We start from the raw sequence: 21,137 nt of genomic DNA, 5'->3' as shown, positions 1-21,137 counted from the left end.
GATGGATTTTCCAGACCCCACGATGACCACATTGCCCCCGAACGCTCCGCTCGCGACCGAAACCAAATCCACCTGCCCTTATTGCGGTGTGGGCTGCGGCGTCATCATCGAGGCGCAAGGCGACCAGATCATAGGCGTGCGTGGCGACCCCACCCACCCTGCCAACTTCGGCCGCCTATGCAGCAAGGGCTCGACCTTGCACCACACCGCCAGCGCCAACGTGACGTTGCAAACGCGCCTGCTGCAACCCATGCAACGCCTGCAGCGTGGCCAGGCACCTGTGCCTGTGACGTGGGACAGCGCGCTCGATCTGGCCACCGACAAGTTCGCCAGCATCGTGCAGCAACATGGCCCCGACGCCGTGGGCTTCTATATCTCGGGCCAGTTGCTCACCGAAGACTATTACGTCTTCAACAAACTCGCCAAGGGCTTGATTGGAACCAACAACATCGACACCAATTCGCGCCTGTGCATGAGCAGCGCCGTGGCCGGCTACAAGGCCACGCTGGGGGCCGATGCACCGCCCGCTTGTTACGACGATTTCAAACACGCGCAGTGCCTGTTCATCACCGGTAGCAACACCGCCTGGGCGCACCCGATTCTGTTTCGCCGCATTGAAGATGCGCGCGCCGCCAACCCGAAGATGAAGGTGATCGTGGTCGACCCACGCCGCACCGACACGGCCGAAACCGCCGACCTGTTTTTACCCATCCAGCCCGGCACCGATGTGCTGTTGGCCAACGGCATGCTGCACATCATGCTGGCCGAAGGCTGGACCAAGCCCGACTACATCGCCGCACACACCAACGGCTTTGAAGCGCTGCAAGCCACCGTGGCCGATGACACGCCCGAACGTGTGGCGGCCGAGTGCGGCATCACCCAAGAACAATTGCGCACCGCGGCACAGTGGTTTGCCACCTCGGGCGCCACGCTCAGCCTGTATTGCCAGGGGCTCAACCAGTCGAGCAGCGGCACCGATAAAAACGCCGCGCTCATCAACTTGCACCTGGCCACCGCGCAGATCGGCCGCGCCGGTGCGGGGCCGTTTTCGCTCACCGGCCAACCCAACGCCATGGGTGGGCGCGAGGTCGGTGGTTTGTCGAACCTGCTGAGCGCGCACCGCGACATGGCCAACCCCGCGCACCGTGCCGAAGTGGCTGCGTTGTGGGGCGTGAGCGATGTGCCGTCCAAACCAGGCAAGTCGGCCATCGACATGTTCCAGGCCGTGGCCGATGGCGAAATCAAGGCGCTGTGGATTGCCTGCACCAACCCCGCGCAAAGCATGCCCGACCAGGCCACCGTGCGCCGCGCGCTGCAGCGTGCCGAGCTGGTCATCGTGCAAGAGGCCTTTGCCACCACCGCCACCTGCGCCTATGCCGACCTGCTGTTGCCTGCCACCACCTGGGGTGAAAAAACCGGCACCGTCACCAACTCTGAGCGCCGCATCAGCCGCGTGCGCCCTGCCGTGGCCGCACCCGGCGCCACGCGCCACGACTGGTCGATTGCCACCGACTTTGCACAACGGCTGGAGAAAAAACTACGCCCCGGTGCGCCAAGCTTGTTCGCCTACGCCGACCCGGAAGCGGTGTGGAACGAGCACCGCGCCAGCACCCAAGGCCGCGACCTCGACATCACCGGCCTGAGCTACGAATTGCTGGATACTGCTGGCCCGCAACAATGGCCCATGCCTGCCGGTGCCACAGAGGGCCGCGCACGTTTGTACGAAGACGGCATCTTCCCCACACCCGACGGCCGCGCCCGCTTTGCCAACACCCAGTACCGCCCCGTGGCCGAGCCGCGCGAGGTGCGTTTCCCGTTCTCGCTCAACACCGGCCGCCTGCGCGACCAGTGGCACGGCATGAGCCGCACCGGCACGCTTGGCCGCCTGTTCGGCCACGTGGCCGAACCGGTGGTGCAACTACACGCGCAAGACATGGCGCAACGCGATCTGCGCGATGGCGACTTGGTGCACATCACCTCGCGCCGTGGCTCCATCATGCTGCCCGCGCAAGCCAGCACCGAAGTGACGCCGCACCAGGCCTTTGTGGCCATGCACTGGGGCGAAGAATGCGTGAGCGGCCAGGGCAACAACGGCGAGCGCCTGGCAGGCATCAACGCGCTCACCACGCTAGCCTACTGCCCCACGTCGAAACAACCCGAGCTGAAACACACGGCGGTGAAGATCTTGAAAGCTACCATGCCCTGGTCGCTGCTGGGCGTGGCCTGGCTGCCAGACGACCAGGTGCTGGCCGCACGTGAAGCCTTGCGCGCACTTATGCCACGCTTTGCGTTCGCCAGTTGTGTGCCGTTTGGCCGCGAGCGCAGCGGCCTGCTGTTCCGCGCCGCCAACTACGAAGCCGCGCCCGATGAGTTGGTGGAGCGCATCGAACACCTGCTGGGCCTGACCGGCACAGACCTGCTGCGTTACGCCGACCGCAAAAAAGGCCAGCGCCGCACCATGCGTCGCGCGCGCGAGGGTGACGACACCAAACTCACCGGCTTTGTGCTGGCCGGCGACACCAGCGCCGAGAGCTGGATCAAACCGCTGCTGCAAGACGAGCTGCCCGCCCAAGCCTACGGCCGCCTGCTGCTGGTGCCCGGCGCCAAGGCGCCCGTGGCGGTGCAGGCCAAGGGACGCCAGGTGTGCACCTGCCTGAACGTGTCCGAGCCAGCCATCACCTGCGCGCTGGCGCAGATGGGCGGCAGTGACGAACAACGTTTGCAAGCGCTGCAGAAGTTGCTGAAGTGCGGCACCAACTGCGGCTCTTGCCTGCCGGAAGTGCGGCGGCTGGTGCGCTCCATCGCGCCGCTGCGCCAAGTCGCTTGAATGATCAGGGTGCAATTCGGTACATAACCAAAAGTCATCAGCGATCCACGACAATCAGCACCCATGGGAATCAGCCAATACATCAAGGAAATCGGCCGCGGCAAAGACGGCGCGCGCCCGCTCACGCGCGAGCAGGCCACAGACCTGTTCGGCCAGGTGCTCGACGGCACCGTGACCGACCTGGAAATCGGCGGCTTCTGCCTGGCCATGCGCATCAAGGGTGAAACCGCCACCGAGATGGCGGGCTTTCTGGACGCCACCGCTGCACGCCTCAATGCCGTGCCGCCCACCGACCGCCCGCTGGTGGTGCTGCCCAGCTACAACGGCGCACGCAAGCTGCCAGTGCTCACGCCGCTGCTGGGCCTGCTGTTGGCCCGCGAAGGTTTGCCAGTGTTGATCCACGGCACGGCCACCGAATCCACACGCGTTTCAGTGCAAAATGTGCTCGCAGCGCTTGATAGACCTGCGGCAACAGCTATCAGTCCTATAGCAGATGGCGAATTGGTCTTTGCCGCCACCGAGTTGCTGTGCCCCGGCCTGAAGCGCCTGCTAGACGTGCGCCGCGTCGTTGGTCTGCGAAACCCGGCGCACAGCCTGGTGAAGCTGATGGCGCCCACCACCGGCAACAGCCTGGTCGTCGGCAGCTACACCCACCCCGAATACGCCATCAGCATGGCCGCCACGTTTGAGCTGATGCAGAGCAACGCCTTGCTGCTGCGCGGCACCGAAGGCGAAGTGGTGGCCGACCCACGCCGCACACCGCAGATGACCGGCTTTGTACGCGGCCAGGCGACGGTGTTGCAAGAGGCCCAAGCTGGCTCAATCGCCACGGTGCCTGACCTGCCCAAAGAGATCGATGCCGCCATCACGGCGCGCTACATCCGCGCCGTGATGGCGGGCAGCCTGCCCGTGCCCGCACCCATCGCCCAGCAAGTGGCGCACATCGTGCACCTCACCCAACAAATCGCTGCCCGCGAAACGCAGCCCGCCTGAGCCGCCCAGCCGTAGAAGAGCCCCACCATGAACACGCTGTCCTTCCTCACCACTCCGTCCACCCAAGCCCAGCCCGGCACCGTCACCCTGGTGGGCGCCGGCCCTGGTGACCCGGAGTTGCTCACGCTGAAAGCATTGAAGGCCATTCAGGCCGCGACGGTGCTGCTGGTCGACGACCTGGTGAGCGACGAGATCGCCGCCTTGGCCGCGCCTAGCGCGCGCATCGTGCACGTGGGCAAACGCGGCGGCTGCAAGTCCACGCCGCAAGCCTTCATTGAAAAGCTGATGGTCATGGCCGCCAAAGAAGGCGAAACCGTGGTGCGCCTCAAAGGCGGCGACCCGTTCATCTTTGGCCGTGGCGGCGAAGAAGTGCAGACCTTGCGTGAAGCCGGCATCGTGGTGCACGTGGTCAACGGCGTCACGTCGGGCCTGGCGGCGGTCACGTCCATCGGTGTTCCTCTCACCCACCGCGACCACGCCCACGGCGTGGTGTTCGTCACCGGCCACGCCAAGCCCGGCGACGACGGCACCGACTGGCGCGCCCTGGCCGCCACCGCGCACAGCGCCCGCCTCACGCTGGTGATCTACATGGGTGTGAGCGGCGCGGCACGTATTCAAGACGAATTGCTGACCGGCCTGCCGGCTGAGACGCCGGTGGCCATCATCCAGAACGCCACGCTGCCCACGCAGCGCCACGCTGTGGCCACGCTGCAAACGCTGCAGCACACCATCCAGGCAGAAGGTCTGGGCAGTCCATCGGTGATTGTGGTGGGTGATGTGTTGCGCGGTTTGCAGGCCGTGCAGTTGCCCGGACATGTCGACCAAAAGACCGGAACGGCAAGCCTGGCACAGGTGATTCGCGCTGCGTAAAACGGCTGTATTCGGGTCCGGCTTCGCTGCCAGGCTCAAATGCGAGGGCCCGAGATGTCTCGCAATCCGCCGTACAGGGCGTCAGCGCCGTTCAGCAGCCACCTGCTGCGGCGCTTTTTGCTTTTCTTCGTTTTCGTCGTCGTCCACCTTCTGCGCCTCTTGCACCTCGGGTCGAACGAAAGCTTTGCGGCCCAGGTGGTAAGCCAGCAGCCACGCTGGCATGCGGATCCAGTGTGAACGCACATACAGAGCGAAGCGCGCGACCAACCGGCCAACGGTGTCGACGCTGGCGTGCTGCGGCCGCAATGCACGGGTGTAGCAAGCATCCATCAAAGCCAGAGTCCACGATGCGGGGCTTCCCACCTGGGCAGCGGCTTGCACTTGTGCTGGCACTGGCGTGCCCAGCATCATGGCGGTATAACGCAACGCATAGAACAGCGGGCGCGTCAGCCCCAGCACCTTTGCGCGCGGCACCAAGCCATCCCAGAAACCAGGCTGCTGGCCAAAGTGGCGCAACAAGGCATCCAGGTCGAACAGGTCGCGCAGGCCACTGTCAAAGTTGCCTTCATGGAACAGGTGTGTAGCGCTGTGCAGCAACATGTCCCACGGCTGCAGCACGTGGTATTGCGGCATGCCGGGGGCTGGCACGATGCCCTCCATCAACGCCGGTGTGTTGACCTTCACACGTGCGCTCTCGGGCAGGATGGTGTGGTGCACGTCCAGCGCGGTACCGCGCTGTGCATGGCGCAGCGGCGGGATCTCGTGCATCCACTGGCGGTAGTAGCGCTGGTCGTAAGCATCATGGTGGGTGCCGCGCCAGCCAAAAACGCCCAGTTCCATTTCCACGGCTTCCAACTTGTCTTTCGGCACGAGGATGTCAATGTCCGAGAACGTGCGCCCTACCGCGGCAGGCAAGCCCGCGACCACATAAGCAGCACCTTTGAGCAGCACGGTGCGGACCTCGGCATCGGCCATTTCGTTGCGCAGGCAATGCACTTCCCACAGCACCGAGTGCGCTTGGCGTTCTGACAAACAGCGCGCAGCCACCAGGTGGTTGCGCGGCTTGGCGGGCACGTCGTCCAATAGTGACGCACCGTCCAGCACATGGGCCAGCTTGGCGAGCAAATTGGCGCGATTACCCTGGCGCACCAGCAGATCCCATTGCGCAGGTGAGAGCGTTTGTACGCTGCCAGGCTCTAGCAGCGCACGGGTGATGAGGTCATGGGGCGTGCTCATGCGGCGGGAGCTTCTGCCAAAGCATCAAACACGCGTTGGGCGTCGTCCAGACGGCTGTAGCTGAACTGAAAGCACTGTGTGCTGTCAATCAACCGCCCCACAGCCTCAAAGCCACGCTGGCCATGGATGTGGTAGTTGAACGACTGCTCGGCCAACAACAAAAAGGTCTGTGCCCGGCTGTGCGGCTGCAGGTTAGGCTCGGCACCCGCCACATAACGCGGCAGCACGATCCAGGTCGGGCGCACGGGCTCGCGGTGGCGCAACACGCTCTCAGCAGGCGGCGCCAGCAAGGCGACGGTGCCCTTGGTGGTGTTGGGCACCGGCTTGGTCATGCGGGCGTGGGGTGCAAATGCGCGTACCACGTCAATCGACTTGTTCTTCAGATTGATGGGCCGCGCCATGCCGTGCACCAGCCCGGTGGCCATGTCGTACAGCGCAAGTTCATCCGACAGCAAGCGCCAGCCACGCATCACCAGGCCCGCACACAGCGTACTCTTGCCCGAGCCAGGCGGTGCCGGCAACAACGCGGCACGGCCGTTTTTCTCGATCACTGCCGCATGGATGATCAGGTACTGGTGGCTGACAGAAGTGATGCACCAGTTCATGCCCCACTCCAGTCCGGCAAATGCCTGGCCGAGCGTCAGTGGCACAAAGAAGCGACGGCCATCCACATAAAAAATCGCCTGGCGTTTGAAGCCGCTCTGCAATTGCCGCTCGCAGTCGATCTCGACGTGGAAGTCGGCAAAGCTGTCAGTGGAGCAGACGTTGAAGTCAGCGTACATGTCGGCAATCTCGTGATGGAGATGCGGCACGTTGGACTTGAGGCGCGCGACCAGTGGGCCCAAGTCGATGAGCAGGTCGCCACGGCGCAGTTGCTGCGCCAGATCGTTGGGGGAAAAGTCTGAAATTTTCAATGCGAGGCAGAAATCACAAGACCAACATGTTGAAAGCGACGCAACGTGGCGTCGATGTAGTCTGCGATTTTGTCAGCATTGTGGTCTTCAAAGAACTCCGCCAGCTCTGCCGTCAAGGCATCGACTGTATGCGGCGAAGTTTCCAGGCACTGCAACAACGCCATACCAAACTCATCAACGAGATGGGTATCACCCGCGCTGGGGTTGAACACGACGATTTGCTCGTCTTCCTCCCACTGTTTAAACAGCAACGGCTGCAAAGCAGCCGTTGACCATGTCATTTGCATGGCTGCCTACCGGAGCGCGTCAGATCGACATGTAGTTGTTGCGCAGATACTTGACGATCTTGGTTTTGTCCCATGGTGTGCCAATGCCGTTGGGTTGATAGCTGCCGGTCGCCATTTTGGGCAACTGGTTTTCACCCTTGGCATTTTTTGCGCACCACTGAATTTTGTTGGCATTGGTGGGGAACAAGTAGTTCAACTGCGCCACCAGGAGACAACGCGAGAAGTCATCACCCGCGTTAGCCAGCACTGTCACGACCATGGAGGCGCCGTTGCAGTTCGCCGGTTTGACAACACGACCACCACAAGCGTTGACCAGCATGTCGACCGTCACGTACTTATAACGATCGGCTGTCGCAATGGTCTTACCTTTGCTGTCCTTGGTCGGCAAGAGCTTGCTGCCACAAATGTTGGTGTGCAGCGCATCCCATGGCTTGCCCTTGGTGCCTGTGGCAGAACGCTCCAGATTGTTGCACCAGTCGTTGATCGCCCAGCACTCGTCCGCCGTGCCATCGTGCGCCGGATTGGTTTTTTGGCTGGCCGTCAGTTTGGTGTCGTCCATGTTGGAGCCCCAAGCCGAAGCCGTGCGGCAATGCCAAGCCATCGCCGGGCTGCTGGCCAATGTGGCGACGACAGGCACACCAGCGGTGCCGAGCTTGATGAGGCGACGACGCGATGGAGATTTCACCACCGGCTTGGCAGCGGGGGTTACGACGCTTTCTGGAGTCGAATCTTGGTTCGTGTCATTCATAGCAGGCCTCATGGATCGCAACTTTTATGGTGGGCAATTCGCCGGATGCGGTAACCCTTACATGTCTCCGCAGAGCCAGAGAAAACCGAGCTCAGAAACAATTAAGCACATTTTATGCCGAGATCAAACAGAGTACATAAGATCATGATTCATATAAATATTTTTCCAAATTAACCACATCTAGCAATCGCACTTACAGCAACATGTAAGAAAAATCGACAACCCTATGCAGGCGGCATCCAAGGCGGCTCACTTAAACTTCGGCTCCCATGACCGAATTCCTGACCGCTGCGTTTTACAAGTTCGCCGAACTTGACCATTTTCAAGATTTGCGTGCACCGCTACTGGCGGTATGCGAGGCCAACCAGGTGGTCGGAAACATCTTGCTGGCGCAAGAAGGCGTCAACGGCACCATCGCCGGCCCGGTTGCAGGCGTGCGTGCCGCACTCGACTGGCTGCGCGCCGATCCCCGCTTGGCCAGCCTGGAACACAAAGAAGCCTGGGCCGCGAAGCAACCGTTTTACCGCATGAAAGTGCGCCTCAAGCGTGAGATCGTCACCATGGGCCGCCCCGACGTCAGCCCCACGCAGCAAGCCGGCCAATACGTCAAACCCGAAGACTGGAACGCCCTGCTGGCCGATCCCAACGTCATCTTGGTGGACACCCGCAACGACTATGAAGTTGCCATCGGCACCTTTCGCGGTGCCCTCAATCCGCATACCAGCAGCTTCACCGAACTGCCCGACTGGGTAGAAAAAGCCTCCGGGCCAGGTGCTCCACTGGCCGGCAAACCCAAGGTCGCCATGTTTTGCACCGGCGGCATCCGCTGCGAAAAATCCACGGCCCTACTGAAAGCCCAAGGCTTTGACGACGTCTACCACCTGGAAGGCGGCATCCTGAAATACCTGGAGACGGTGCCCGAGAGCGAGAGCATTTGGGAAGGCCAGTGTTTTGTATTTGACGAACGGGTGTCGGTGGGCCACGGACTCACGCCGGGCGACTACTCGCTTTGCCGCTCCTGCCGCTACCCGTTGAGCGCAAGCGACCGCGCCTCGCCGTTGTATGAACGCGGCGTGAGTTGCGCCCACTGCCATGGCACGCGCAGCGACAGCGAACTTCAAGCCTTGCGCGAACGCGAGCGCCAAATGACGTTGGCCGAAACGCGCCAGCAAACCCATCTGGGCGCCAAGCTGGCTTCTCACCACAAAGAAGTACCAGATGAGTCCGAGCCAGCCCATGAAGCGGCGCCAGTGCTCTACTCCTTTCGCCGCTGCCCCTACGCCATGCGCGCGCGCCTGGCCCTGGCGGCCAGCGGCCAGCGCGTCGAACTGCGTGAAGTCGTGCTGCGCCACAAACCCGAAGAAATGCTGGCCGCGTCACCCAAAGGCACGGTCCCCGTACTGGTGCTGCCCAGTGGCGAATTGCTGGAGCAGAGCCTGGACATCATGCGCTGGGCCTTGGCGAAAAACGATCCGCACCAGTGGCTTGCCCCCACCGACGGAACACTGCAGCAGATGGAGCAGTTGATCGCCGAAGTCGACGGCGCGTTCAAGCGACACCTCGACCGCTACAAGTACCCGCAGCGCTATGTCGATGAACATGCCGAAAACAGTCCGGCGGACTTTGCCACACAGCACCGCACTGCCGCTTCGGACTTCTTGATGACGCAGTTGGAAGCCCGTCTCACGGCGACGCGGTACTTGTTTGGCGCCCATGCCACGCTGGCCGACATGGCGATTGCGCCCTTCGTACGCCAGTTTGCGCGCGTCGAGCCGGAATGGTTTGAGGCCCAAGCTTGGCCGGCCCTGGCGCGTTGGCTGCAGCAGTGGGAAGCGTCAGACCTGTTGGCCAGCGTGATGCACAAACTGCCGGCCTGGCAATCGGGCACGCCTGGCGTACGGTTTCCCGCGCGCTGATCAGGGCAGCGCTTGCGCTGCAGCGAACAACACCGAAAGCGCCAACAGGCCACCTGCGGGCATGTGCAACGAAGACGCCTGAAGCTTGTGGCTGCGCTGCTCCACCAGCACAAACAGCCCACGGCCGCATAGCAGTGACAGCGCAAACGCCAGACCCATGCCGACCAGGTTGTGCCATGGCAACTCGGGCCACATGGCGTCCACCCACTGGTTGACCAGCAAGCACACCGAGAAGTGGATCAAGAACACCGAGTACGACATCTGCCCCAAGCGCTGCAGAGGTCGCAGGCCGTTCCACTGCCGCAATGCTGGCACCATGCCCACGCCCCAAAGGGCCAGGGCACTCAGCACCGCCACCAGAATGCGGCCACGGAAATCCAGCCACAAAGCTATTGAACCCAAACCTGCCAGCAACCAGAAGCCAAGCATGGGGCGTGCCCACTGCCGGCTCCAATACGCCAGCATGCCCAGGCCGTAAGCGCCCATGAAGTACAAGCCGGTGGTGTCGAGCTCGGTCTCGAGGTTGAACCAGAACAACGAGGCTACTGTGAGCAGCAGCACCGCCATGGGCGCGGCATGCTCCAGCCCCTTAGCACCGGGGCGTAACGTCTGCAGCCAACGCGCCAACGCCAATGCGCCCACAGCCAACACAAACAACTGAAAGTCGATGGCCACGTACCACACGCCGGCCGACAAAGCCTCATAACCCAGCGTGTCCTGCATCAGCAGCACATGGGCGATGAGTTGCGACATATGCGGCAAACCAGGCACCGCCAGCGCCACGTGGCCTGGCACTAGGGCACGAATGCCTGCAGACACCACCACACATACGGCGAGCGCGGCCATGTAAGGCAAGATCAACCGAAAGTAGCGACGGCCGATTTGCTCCAGCGGCGCAGTGTCGCGTGCCTGGCCGTTAGGCGCCAGGCTGGCTGCAGCCAGGTAGCCGCCCAGCACCAAAAACACCTGCACCGCCATGCGGCCGTAGTCGTACAGCCACTGCATCAACTTGGGCACCAAGGGGTAAGCGGTGTCAGACATCGGCCCGTAGAACGCCAAGTGATGCCACACAATCAAACAACAGGCCAGGCCCTTGACCACGTCAAACAAGGGCACGCGGTTCGCTACACGCTGCATAAAAAACGACTCAAACAAAAGCTGTGCCGCAGCACACACTGATCCTGGCAGACGCAAACGAAAACGCGAACAAACGTGAACGAGACGGCCCGATGGGAATCAACAAAAGAAAGCAGAAAAAGCAGAACGCAACAAACGTCAAAAGGGGCGCCGAAGCGCCCCGCTGCTCTAAGAGCTGGTCTACAAAGTTGCGCTCAACCCAATAAACGGGCGCGCGCTTCTTCGTATTGTCGGCGTAACTGGGCGACCAGTTCGCCAGCGCTCTGGATTTTATCGATTGCGCCGATGCCTTGCCCGCAGCCCCAAATGTCTTTCCAGGCCTTGGCCGCGTCGCCGCCAAAGTTCATCTTGGTGGGATCGCTCTCGGGCAGGTGCTCGGGGTCGAGTCCAGCGGCACGGATCGACGGTGCCAGGTAGTTGCCGTGTACGCCGGTGAACAGGTTGCTGTAGACGATGTCGTCAGAGTTGCCATCCACAATGGCTTGTTTGTAGGCGTCGCTGGCGCGCGCTTCCTCGGTGGCAATGAAGGCCGAGCCAATGTAGGCAAAGTCTGCGCCCATGGCTTGGGCCGCCAGCACCGCACCACCGCTGGCAATGGCGCCGCTCAGGGCGACTGGGCCATCAAACCACTGGCGAATTTCCTGGATCAACGCAAATGGGCTCTTCACACCCGCGTGGCCACCCGCACCGGCAGCCACGGCGATCAGGCCGTCGGCGCCCTTCTCGATCGCCTTGCGTGCAAACTTGTTGTTGATGATGTCGTGCAGCACCACGCCGCCATAGCTGTGCGCAGCCGCATTCACGTCTTCACGCGCACCCAGCGAGGTGATGAGAATCGGCACCTTGTACTTCACGCACATTTCCATGTCGTGCTCCAGCCGCTCGTTCGACTTGTGCACGATTTGGTTGATGGCGAACGGCGCGGCGGGCTTGTCGGGGTTGGCCTTGTTGTAGGCCGCCAGGGTCTCGGTGATCTCGGCCAACCAATCTTCGAGTTGTGCCGCCGGGCGGGCATTCAAAGCGGGCATGGAGCCGACGATGCCCGCTTGGCATTGCGCGATCACCAGCTTGGGGTTGCTGATGATGAACAGCGGCGAGCCGATCACGGGAAGGGACAGTCCGCTCAGCGCGGCAGGCAATTTCGACATTTGATCTCCTGTTCGTGTTATTACTTTATAAGCCCAATAAGCCTACAACGCTTGTCACCTAAGCGCAGACAGCTTCTATTTCAATAGCAAATCAAGCAGTGGTCAGAACGCTTCCAGCGCCAGCGCGGTCACGCTCTCGGCGCCAAACACAATGCTGTCGCGCACCGCTGGTGCCTTGCTCAGCAAGTGGTCGGCATAGAAGCGTGCGGTGGTGATCTTGGCCTGCATGAAAGGCAGGTCTTCACCCTTGGCCTTCAAGTCTTCCGCGACCAGCAGCGCACGCGCCAGTTGCCAACCAGCCATCAGGTTGCCGGCCAGCATCAGGTAAGGCACGCTGCCCGCATAGGCGGCATTGGGGTTGCTGCGGCCATTGGCCACCATGAAGTCCACCACTTCCAGGAAGGCTTGGCGCGCCGTACACAGACGGTTGGCCACGGCCACTGCATCGGCCCCGCCCTGCTCACGCAAAGCGGCTTCGGTTTTCTCGATCTGGGCGGCAATGGCCTTGGCGTTCTGGCCGCCATCACGTGCCGTTTTGCGGCCCACCAGGTCATTGGCCTGGATGGCGGTAGTGCCTTCGTAAATGGTCAGAATCTTCGCGTCGCGGTAGTGCTGCGCTGCGCCGGTTTCTTCAATGAAACCCATGCCACCATGCACTTGCACGCCGAGCGAGGTGACTTCCAGGCTCATCTCGGTGCTGTAGCCCTTGACCAGCGGCACCATGAATTCGTAGAAAGCCTGGTTTTGTTTACGCACTTCGGCGTCCGCATGGTGGTGCGAGGCGTCGTAGGCCGCAGCCGCCACGCTGGCCATGGCGCGGCAGCCTTCGGTGTAGGCACGCATGGTCATCAACATGCGCTTCACGTCGGGGTGATGGATGATGGGCGCGCTGGCGGCGATGGAGCCGTCCACCGGGCGGCTTTGCACACGGTCTTTGGCGAACTGTACGGCTTGTTGGTACGAGCGCTCGGCCACGGCAATGCCTTGCATGCCCACCGCGTAGCGCGCGGCGTTCATCATGATGAACATGTATTCCAGGCCACGGTTTTCTTCGCCCACCAGGTAGCCCACGGCGCCACCATGGTCGCCATACTGCAGCACGGCGGTGGGCGAGGCCTTGATGCCCATCTTGTGTTCGATGCTGACGCAGTGCACGTCGTTGCGCGCACCCAGCGAGCCATCGGCGTTGACCATGAACTTGGGCACGACAAACAGGCTGATGCCCTTCACGCCTTCGGGCGCGCCGGTCACGCGGGCCAGCACCAGGTGGACGATGTTCTCGGCCATGTCGTGTTCACCGTAGGTGATGAAGATCTTGGTGCCGAATACCTTGTAAGTGCCGTCGGGCTGGGGCTCGGCACGGCTGCGCACCATGGCCAGGTCGCTGCCGGCTTGGGGTTCGGTCAGATTCATGGTGCCCGTCCATTCGCCGCTCACCAGTTTTTCGAGGTAGGTGGCCTTGAGTTCATCCGAGCCAGCGGTCAGCAGGGCTTCAATGGCGCCATCGCTCAGAAGTGGGCACAGCGCAAAGCTCAGGTTGGCGCTGTTGGTCATCTCGATACAGGCCGCGCCAATGGTCTTGGGCAGGCCTTGGCCGCCAAAGTCCACCGGGTGTTGCAGGCCTTGCCAGCCGCCTTCGGCAAACTGCTTGAACGCGGCCTTGAAGCCTGGGGTGGTGGTGACCACACCGTCTTTCCAGCTCGACGGGTTCTTGTCGCCCTCGAAGTTCAGCGGCGCGAGCACGCCGCCGGTGAATTTGGCTGCCTCTTCCAGCACGGCTTGTGCGGTGTCGAAACCGGCATCTTCAAAACCCGGCATCTGCGCCACTTGTTCGATGTTCGCCAAGTGTTGGATGTTGAACAACATGTCTTTGAGTGGGGCGGTGTAGCTCATGGTTTTGTCTCCGGGAGGCTGGAAAATCGAGAAGGCGGGGGTCGAAAGAGGCGAAAACGGGGTCGAAAAACGAGAAATCAGAAAAAGCGGTGAAAAAAAAGGCACCGCACGCGATGCCTTTTCTCCGCGAGTCTTGCTTAGAGCGCTGCCACCAGTTCAGGCACAGCGGTAAACAAGTCTGCTTCCAGGCCGTAGTCGGCCACGCTGAAGATCGGCGCTTCAGGGTCTTTGTTGATCGCCACAATGACCTTGCTGTCCTTCATGCCGGCCAAGTGCTGGATCGCACCCGAGATGCCAGCGGCGATGTACAACTGCGGCGCCACGATCTTGCCGGTCTGGCCCACTTGCCAGTCGTTCGGTGCGTAACCTGCGTCCACTGCAGCGCGCGAAGCACCCAGTGCGGCGCCCAGCTTGTCGGCCAATGGCGTCATCACTTCATTGAACTTCTCGGCGCTGCCCAGGGCACGGCCACCGGAGACGATGATCTTGGCGGCGGTGAGTTCAGGGCGGTCGTTCTTGGCGATCTCGGCGCCCACAAACGTGGACTTGCCAGAGTCGGCCACAGCCGTCACGGTTTCCACGGCGGCAGAGCCACCGGTGGCAGCCGCGGGGTCAAAGCCGGTGGTGCGCACGGTCAACACCTTGGTGGCGTCGGCGCTTTGCACGGTGGCGATGGCGTTACCGGCGTAGATCGGACGCTCGAACGTGTCAGCGCTGTCGACCTTGATCACGTCGGAGATTTGCGCCACGTCAAGCTTGGCGGCCACGCGCGGGGCGATGTTCTTGCCCGAGGCAGTGGCAGGGAACACGATGTGGCTGTAGGCGGAGGCCACAGCCAACACTTGCGCTGCCACGTTTTCGGCCAGGCCGTGTTCAAAGCCAGGTGCATCGGCGTGCAAGACCTTGGTCACGCCAGCGATTTGTGCGGCAGCAGCAGCGGCAGCAGCGGCATTGGCGCCGGCCACCAGCACGTGCACGTCGCCACCGCACTGGGCAGCGGCGGTCACGGTGTTCAGGGTTGCGCCCTTGATGGACGCGTTGTCGTGTTCGGCAATTACGAGAGCAGTCATGATGTCTTTCCTAAGTCCTTTAGCAAGTTAGCGGGGCACCGATGGCGGGCCTGCCTCTACCGAAAACACCGTGGAACTGGCTTTGCCAGGCCACTGGTGTTGCCCCCTGCAAGGGGGTTGGCGAAGCGACACGCAGTGCGCGCAGACTGGGGGTGTTAGATAACTTTCGCTTCGGTCTTCAACTTGGCGACCAACGTGGCGACGTCAGGCACCTTGATGCCGGCGCTGCGCTTCGGTGGTTCGCTGACCTTCAGCGTCTTCAGGCGCGGGGTCACGTCGACGCCCAGGTCTTCAGGCTTGACGATGTCGAGCTGCTTCTTCTTCGCCTTCATGATGTTCGGCAGCGTGACGTAGCGTGGCTCGTTCAGGCGCAGGTCGGTGGTCACCACGGCCGGCAGGCTGAAAGAGATGGTTTCCAGGCCACCGTCGACTTCGCGCGTCACGGTGCCTTTGCCGTCGGCCAATTCGACCTTGCTGGCGAACGTGGCTTGCGGCAGATCGGCCAGCGCAGCCAGCATTTGGCCGGTTTGGTTGCTGTCGTCGTCGATGGCTTGTTTGCCCAGGATGATCAGACCGGGTTGTTCTTTTTCAACCAGAGCCTTGAGCAACTTGGCGACCGCCAGCGGCTGCAGGTCTTCGGTGCTCTCCACCAGGATGGCACGGTCGGCGCCGATGGCCATGGCGGTGCGCAGGGTTTCCTGGCATTGGGTCACGCCACAAGACACTGCGATCACTTCAGTGACCACGCCCTTTTCCTTGAGCCGCACGGCTTCTTCAACGGCAATTTCGTCGAAGGGGTTCATGCTCATTTTGACGTTGGCGATGTCTACCCCAGTGTTATCGGACTTCACACGTACTTTGACGTTGTAGTCGACCACACGCTTTACGGCTACCAGGACCTTCATGAATTCGGCTCCACAGAGTTATTGATGATTGAACAGCGAGTTTCCACCGCGGATTTTATGCCCGGCCCAAATAGCGGCCTGAGAGCCTTTGACGTATGCCGGCTCACCATGGGTGAACCATCAGATACCTCAAGCCACAAAAAAGCACGGTCGTTCTTTTCTAACGTTGATTATAGGGGGCGAACGGGTCGGGGCAAGCTTTTCTATCGCCTACCGGACAACATGAAACACACCTTTACCCGATGAAGCGCGCCTGAAGCGCGCCGCGCCCTTTGGCAGTGATTAACGTTTTCTTTGGCAGTAGGCGTACAGACGGCCACGCAAGGACACCACCACGCGGTCGGGCCAGATGCCGCGCACATCGACGTAGTAGTCGGCCCCACCTGGCACGGCGCGGGCCTTGGCGGCTACCGCCTGGCGCACCAGCTCGATGAGCTGGCCGTACTCCGTGGTCACCGCCTCGGTCAGTTGCTCAAAGCTTGCAGAGGGAATTAGCTTCCGGCTCATGTGGCTTAGTCGGCCGAGCTGAACTTTTGGCCGTCAGTGGTGACGTCCACGACGGTGTCGCCGCAGTCCTTGAACGCCAGCACTTCGGCGGCGGCCACGCTGACTTGCTTGGTGGTCTTCTTGACGATGTCCGCGCCCAGATCGTCCTTACCGATTACCTCGGTGGTGGTCACAGGACGCTTGACGCGCTTGGCCGCTTCGGTGGCTGTCAGTTCTTTGGTGGTGGTTTCTGCCATGTTCACTCCGGGTTGGGATGGAGTGAACGTTGCGCCGGGGTGGCACTTTGGCTAAGGCTGAAACGCTTCAGCCCCAAGGGAAAATCGCTTTTTTAGACTATCACAACGTCGAACAGGCGACCAGTTATTGCTTCCGAAAGCGTTATCTAGCTATCGTGCATTTCAACCTTTTCCATGCTCAGAAAGCTTACGCGGAAAGGGCTTATTTATTGATTGCAGTGCGGATAGTTTCAGTTGTTCGAATTCTTCATCGGCTAGGACCCTAGGCAAAGAAATAATCTCTCGCACTACAGGGAAAAGTTGTATTAGACCAGCGTTCATCATGCACTTTCTTACCTCACCTCGCCACGCCGAGTCAGGCGTTAACGACTCAGCATGAGAGGTTCCAAAAACGAAGAAGAGAACTTGCGAAACGGCGAGCATGGTGAAGTGAGCATTACATCTCTCTGGTTTACTCCCACCCTCCCGCATTACCCTGAAGGCACTATGCCAACTTCTATAGTGGTTTGCTCTCGCCTTGAAAGGAGCCATCCACATCTCAGTCCCGGAAGTAGGTATGCTCGTCTTTCTAAATCTTTCTCGCTCGTCTTGATGAATAGAGACCAGTTCACTATGGACAAACTCTCGAATCATAACAAAGCAAGTTAGCCAGCGCGCCAACTGTGATCTTTCTGCAGGACTCATTTGCCACCAGTTTCCTGCAATTAATCGACTGAGAATCGGAGTAGTTTTATTTTGCAAACGACTCCCCCATTCGTTATTGCACTTGCTACATAAAACTGCGACTGCCTGTTCATTAGGAGGAAAATCGTGGAGAACCTCTGTCTCCTTGCCAAGAATTTCAAGTTGTGACGCGCTTTGGCGGTGAAGGCTCGGTGACCGCCTCCCCAACCATTGGGCAAACACATGCTCCTCAGTCAACTTTCCAAAAAATCCACAGAGCACACAGTGCCCCTGCCCTGACAAATCGATTCGAGTCAAATTAGATCTCCGTTTAGATTGGTTAACAGTTTTCTTATCGTTATTTTTCAGAAGATCAACGATATCTCTTGAACAGAGAAACGCTTTAGCACGCAGAGATGGTTTAAATTTCTGGAAGTTACAGCCTACCTACTCACATAACAACACGCCTCGCGATTGCGCATCTTGATTCTGAAAACATTTGAATATGCTTTGTGTAAAGAACAAGCAGTGGCCAAGACAAAAGCTCTAAGGCTTAAAAAATAAGTAGCCCCCGTAAATTGCTCCTGCGAGTAGCAAAATTAGGAGGAAGCCGTTATATAGCCAGAGAACCGTGGCCACTATTAATGAAGCTGTACTGGCAATGGGGGCTGCATATCCGAGCAACATCATGGCTAAAAGGGAATTCACTAGTAAAAGGATGGTCAGAGGCCAACCCAGCCCTAAGTAAGCATGAACCCCATAAATCGCTAAAGGTATCGACGAAGAGAGCAGCAGAAGGGCCAACAAAGCAAGCCAAAGCGTCCTTGCGTCCTCCCAGTCGTCCCACCATTCCGCAATTACTTTTTTCCAGCTCATCGAATTTGCTCCTAAGGTGTTTTCGCCCCCTGGCTGACGGCGCTTTTAGGCTGCCCCACGACATCCAACAATACTGCTGGATACTGCACCAAAAAAACTCATGGCTTTATTTACCGTTGCATCTAGCCATGTATCCTAGGTGTCGTCTGGCAACGCTACATCCATGCGTTTCTCTTCACCCTCACGGTGCATGTTTTTCATCAGGGCATGACTATCAGCGTTGATGGTCAGCATGGTGCAACTCAGCAACGGGCCACTGGGCGACTGCCATAAATCCCAAAGCCCAGCTACTCCCAACGGCTTGCAATCCTTGCGGCTAATCCGAGTCGGCACGTGCACTCCAGAGCGCCAATCGGGCTCATAAATCGCTTCGGCCGTGGCACTGTGCACGTGGCCAGCACGGGCTTCGAGGGTGTTCACCGCGAGTGGGGAATGCGGCAGGAGCGGAAAACGCCCAACTACACGACCGTCTGGGAAGAGATGCCGGTCGCACGAGCATAGTCGTCAGCCGCGATATTCCAATGTCGGAAAGGGATGTCCCTCGAAATCCAAATCCTCAGGCAAGGCATCACGACTCAATGAATATGCCCAGGCTAATGGCATGGGCACAAGGGGCCAATTGACAGTCACAGACTCTGGCCAGACACGTACCAGTTGTTCGGAGTCAAGCTTGCGGACAACTCTCTGCAACGTGTGGGAGTCCTCCGGTCGAGAATTACCTAGGACGAACAGGGCTAGATTTCCCAGGACCAAGGTGGTCACGTGGCAGAAGTGTGTTCTGGTTCCTCCTTCCTCTATTAAAGAAAAACGCAAATGACGAGTAAAGGTTTTTGCGTCGAAATCTACAAACCCTGCCCACACAAAAGTGCCTGGTGGAGGTGCGAGATTTTCTTTGATGTAACGATAGTGATGCTGAGGGATCACTCGTTCCCCTGCGTCAATTAGGCCCCGAACAACTGCCGTTTTCGCACCCCAAAGCGCAACTGACTTCATGGCTTGTTTATCAAGCGTAATTTGCCGCCCAAACATCAGTGACAGCAACACATCCTGCGCAGGAACTTCAACCTCGGTATTCAACCAACCCTCGTTGCAGGGCTTACAGACATCGTTAGCAGTAAGTGTGAACGGATTGTTGGGAATCGAACGTCCAATATCTTTTAACGAGCCGTCGATCGCGACAAAACGTTGATTAAAAACTGTCTTCTCTCCCGCCCCGGGAAAAAACTTTGCGAAGTACGCACGTAGTACATGTTCTTTAGACATTTTTACGTCAGGAGCGCATTTACCGCAAAACACACAAAGTTTCTGGCTGACCGTTTTATCCATATGCATATCTGTCAACCGACCAAGATAAGGATCAACCACTGATCCAGCTATATCGCAGGGGCTAACCATCATAAGTGGAACACGGCAAGCAGTTGAAGCATGTTTAAAGCGGGCTACGCCTCGGCTCAACCCGGTGGGTGCATAGAAATACGTTAAAGCGCCACAGCCCGGATTTTCATGAGCGCCGTTCTGGTGCTTTAACTTTTACTCAAACCCTGGCGCTTGGCCATCTGGTCGAACTGGGCTTTTCTGCCGTCGCAGTTTGATGTCCAACTCGGTAAACGGTTTAGCTCCTGGCGTCATCACCTGCCAGCCCTTGATGAACGGGATCGAAATACAGCCACAGCTGGTCGGTCTGCCAGCCAGCCAGCCACGATGACGGTGGTTGCCGAATATGGCGGGCGACGCCTCTATATTCCGCTGCATCCCACACCCGACCATCGACTGGCTCAGTTGATCGGCTATGAGAATCTCAGAAATTTGAGTGCGGTATACGGCCGAGAAGACCACTTCGACATCCCGAAAGCAGTGGTCGCGCTTCGCCACCTCCGTGACCAACGCATTCGCGCCCAAATCGGCCCCAAGTCGGCTAGCACCTTGGCCGCAGAAAACCATCTGACCGAACGCCAAATCTGGAATATCGTCGGCCGTGCGCCCGACGCAAACGTCCATCAGTCGCAGCGTTTCGGCTGAGTCGTCCCTTTTTCATTCGCTTTAACTTTTGGGCATATCGCCCGATTCGGCGCGTTCGGACCCAATAGTTAAAGTCGGACGTGTTTTGTTTTGATGTCCGACTTTAACCATCACTCAGGCTGAGACTGCGTCCGAGTTCACATAACTCGGACGTCGTCGAGCGCAAGGTTGAATACCGCTAACCCATTGCCACGATTGAAAAAAATTAACTCGGACGTGTTCTGCTGTCCGAGTTCGGAACGTCCGAGTTACAGAGCATTTAAACCTGCTGAAATTTGACGCGCGACTGACATCATCGCCCCTCAAGCGCACAGCCAACTCGTTGATTTCCAAATGGAAACGGGCAGTAAGGCCCGTTGAACAGCTCCAAGCGACGATCCATGCAGACTGGCCTACTCTGAGCCCAAATTGGCCGTTTTGGTAGCCCTAACGTCCCATTTCGTGACAAACCCACCGTCAGCGCCAAAAAGGCTCACATACCCGTGAAAACCGCGCCGAATCTAGCGACCCAATTTTTTCTCGTCCCCAGCATCGCTGCCAAAACGATCACCTCCCCACATACCCGAAGCACTCGGCAGCGAAAGACGGTGCTTGCCGTCCAACGTGGCAATCTGAAGTCACTATCCGGCGCTGCTGAACTTCTGGCCGTCTGTCGTGACCACCACCACGTGGGTACCGTAATCTTTAAAGCGCAAGACTTCGCTTTCCGTCACGGCTTGATGCGTGACCACCGAGCGGTAGAGCAGCTTGCCGTCGAGACCTTTGCTGCCGGTCTGTTCTTGGGAAACCACGGGGCGCATCACGCGTGCGGCAGCTTGGGCGGCGGTCATGCCGGAGACCGGTGTCTCTGCGAGCAGTTCGTCAGGGGGCAATGCATCAAGAACAGACATAT

The 21,137-nt window shown here is 59.7% G+C and carries 21 protein-coding genes; 6 read left to right on the top strand and 15 right to left on the bottom strand.

Annotated features, from left to right (window positions below; all coding sequences use genetic code 11):
• The first annotated feature begins 22 nt into the window (after positions 1-22).
• The 3 genes from ACPWMG_RS11005 to cobA all read left to right on the top strand — a co-directional run bounded on the left by ACPWMG_RS11005 (position 23) and on the right by cobA (position 4,690).
• Positions 23-2,827: a nitrate reductase gene (locus ACPWMG_RS11005; RefSeq protein ID WP_483304679.1), complete on the top strand. Its 2,805-nt coding sequence runs from the start codon at positions 23-25 to the stop codon at positions 2,825-2,827.
• Between the two features lie 63 nt (positions 2,828-2,890).
• Positions 2,891-3,820: a DNA-binding protein YbiB gene (ybiB, locus tag ACPWMG_RS11000; protein WP_483304678.1), complete on the top strand. Its 930-nt coding sequence runs from the start codon at positions 2,891-2,893 to the stop codon at positions 3,818-3,820.
• Between the two features lie 27 nt (positions 3,821-3,847).
• Positions 3,848-4,690: a uroporphyrinogen-III C-methyltransferase gene (gene cobA / locus ACPWMG_RS10995; RefSeq protein ID WP_483304677.1), complete on the top strand. Its 843-nt coding sequence runs from the start codon at positions 3,848-3,850 to the stop codon at positions 4,688-4,690.
• Positions 4,691-4,771: 81 nt separating this feature from the next.
• Here the strand turns inward: cobA and ACPWMG_RS10990 are convergent, their stop codons facing one another.
• From ACPWMG_RS10990 to ACPWMG_RS10975, 4 genes are read right to left on the bottom strand one after another with little or no spacing between them, the layout of a single operon-like run.
• Positions 4,772-5,926 carry a nucleotidyltransferase domain-containing protein gene (locus tag ACPWMG_RS10990; RefSeq protein WP_483304676.1) on the bottom strand — a complete coding sequence of 385 codons (1,155 nt, stop codon included), beginning with the start codon at positions 5,924-5,926 and terminating at the stop codon, positions 4,772-4,774.
• A complete protein-coding gene (locus ACPWMG_RS10985; RefSeq protein WP_483304675.1) occupies positions 5,923-6,840 on the bottom strand; it encodes an HprK-related kinase A in 918 nt (305 codons plus the stop codon). Before ACPWMG_RS10985 ends, ACPWMG_RS10990 begins: the two co-directional genes overlap by 4 nt.
• Complete coding sequence (locus ACPWMG_RS10980) at positions 6,837-7,127, bottom strand: HPr-rel-A system PqqD family peptide chaperone (RefSeq protein ID WP_483304674.1); 291 nt, start codon at positions 7,125-7,127, stop codon at positions 6,837-6,839. Before ACPWMG_RS10980 ends, ACPWMG_RS10985 begins: the two co-directional genes overlap by 4 nt.
• Before the next feature lie 19 nt (positions 7,128-7,146).
• Positions 7,147-7,875 (bottom strand): hypothetical protein, encoded by a 729-nt coding sequence (locus ACPWMG_RS10975; protein WP_483304673.1) that lies wholly within the window; start codon positions 7,873-7,875, stop codon positions 7,147-7,149.
• Positions 7,876-8,144: 269 nt separating this feature from the next.
• Between ACPWMG_RS10975 and trhO the strand changes: the two genes are divergently transcribed.
• Positions 8,145-9,791 carry an oxygen-dependent tRNA uridine(34) hydroxylase TrhO gene (trhO, locus tag ACPWMG_RS10970; RefSeq protein ID WP_483304672.1) on the top strand — a complete coding sequence of 549 codons (1,647 nt, stop codon included), beginning with the start codon at positions 8,145-8,147 and terminating at the stop codon, positions 9,789-9,791.
• Here the strand turns inward: trhO and ACPWMG_RS10965 are convergent, their stop codons facing one another.
• The 9 genes from ACPWMG_RS10965 to ACPWMG_RS10925 all read right to left on the bottom strand — a co-directional run bounded on the left by ACPWMG_RS10965 (position 9,792) and on the right by ACPWMG_RS10925 (position 18,559).
• Entirely contained in the window at positions 9,792-10,928 is a 1,137-nt protein-coding gene (locus ACPWMG_RS10965) for an acyltransferase family protein (RefSeq protein ID WP_483304671.1), read from the bottom strand.
• A gap of 194 nt (positions 10,929-11,122) precedes the next feature.
• A complete protein-coding gene (locus ACPWMG_RS10960; protein WP_483304670.1) occupies positions 11,123-12,076 on the bottom strand; it encodes an NAD(P)H-dependent flavin oxidoreductase in 954 nt (317 codons plus the stop codon).
• 102 nt (positions 12,077-12,178) lie between these two features.
• Positions 12,179-13,969, bottom strand: a complete 1,791-nt coding sequence (locus tag ACPWMG_RS10955) for an acyl-CoA dehydrogenase (RefSeq protein ID WP_483304669.1) — start codon at positions 13,967-13,969, stop codon at positions 12,179-12,181.
• A 137-nt stretch (positions 13,970-14,106) separates the two neighbouring features.
• Complete coding sequence (locus ACPWMG_RS10950) at positions 14,107-15,039, bottom strand: electron transfer flavoprotein subunit alpha/FixB family protein (protein WP_483304668.1); 933 nt, start codon at positions 15,037-15,039, stop codon at positions 14,107-14,109.
• A 155-nt stretch (positions 15,040-15,194) separates the two neighbouring features.
• Positions 15,195-15,944, bottom strand: coding sequence for an electron transfer flavoprotein subunit beta/FixA family protein (locus ACPWMG_RS10945; RefSeq protein WP_483304667.1), 750 nt, complete (start codon positions 15,942-15,944; stop codon positions 15,195-15,197).
• A 282-nt stretch (positions 15,945-16,226) separates the two neighbouring features.
• Complete coding sequence (locus tag ACPWMG_RS10940; RefSeq protein WP_483304666.1) at positions 16,227-16,451, bottom strand: hypothetical protein; 225 nt, start codon at positions 16,449-16,451, stop codon at positions 16,227-16,229.
• A gap of 5 nt (positions 16,452-16,456) precedes the next feature.
• Positions 16,457-16,687, bottom strand: a complete 231-nt coding sequence (locus tag ACPWMG_RS10935) for a hypothetical protein (RefSeq protein ID WP_483304665.1) — start codon at positions 16,685-16,687, stop codon at positions 16,457-16,459.
• A gap of 1,209 nt (positions 16,688-17,896) precedes the next feature.
• Positions 17,897-18,226 carry a hypothetical protein gene (locus ACPWMG_RS10930; protein WP_483304664.1) on the bottom strand — a complete coding sequence of 110 codons (330 nt, stop codon included), beginning with the start codon at positions 18,224-18,226 and terminating at the stop codon, positions 17,897-17,899.
• 135 nt (positions 18,227-18,361) lie between these two features.
• Complete coding sequence (locus ACPWMG_RS10925) at positions 18,362-18,559, bottom strand: SOS response-associated peptidase family protein (RefSeq protein WP_483304663.1); 198 nt, start codon at positions 18,557-18,559, stop codon at positions 18,362-18,364.
• On the opposite strand from ACPWMG_RS10925, the gene ACPWMG_RS10920 reads away from it, so the two are divergent.
• On the top strand, positions 18,560-18,727 hold the full coding sequence (locus ACPWMG_RS10920; RefSeq protein ID WP_483304662.1) for a DUF4113 domain-containing protein: 168 nt from the start codon (positions 18,560-18,562) through the stop codon (positions 18,725-18,727). It begins immediately after the preceding gene.
• 3 nt (positions 18,728-18,730) lie between these two features.
• Here the strand turns inward: ACPWMG_RS10920 and ACPWMG_RS10915 are convergent, their stop codons facing one another.
• A complete protein-coding gene (locus ACPWMG_RS10915) occupies positions 18,731-19,552 on the bottom strand; it encodes a hypothetical protein (protein WP_483304661.1) in 822 nt (273 codons plus the stop codon).
• 375 nt (positions 19,553-19,927) lie between these two features.
• Here ACPWMG_RS10915 and ACPWMG_RS10910 point away from each other — a divergent pair, with 375 nt between their 5' ends.
• Entirely contained in the window at positions 19,928-20,245 is a 318-nt protein-coding gene (locus ACPWMG_RS10910) for a Mor transcription activator family protein (RefSeq protein ID WP_483304660.1), read from the top strand.
• A 620-nt stretch (positions 20,246-20,865) separates the two neighbouring features.
• On the opposite strand, the gene ACPWMG_RS10905 is transcribed toward ACPWMG_RS10910, so the two are convergent.
• Positions 20,866-21,135 carry a hypothetical protein gene (locus ACPWMG_RS10905; RefSeq protein WP_483304659.1) on the bottom strand — a complete coding sequence of 90 codons (270 nt, stop codon included), beginning with the start codon at positions 21,133-21,135 and terminating at the stop codon, positions 20,866-20,868.
• Between the last annotated feature and the right edge of the window lie 2 nt (positions 21,136-21,137).

It is taken from the genome of Hydrophilobacter chitinilyticus, from assembly GCF_049860745.1.
Lineage (GTDB): Bacteria > Pseudomonadota > Gammaproteobacteria > Burkholderiales > Burkholderiaceae_C > Rhodoferax_B.
The sequence above is the reverse complement of the archived record's forward strand: the minus strand, read 5'-3'. Positions and strand labels throughout refer to the sequence as shown.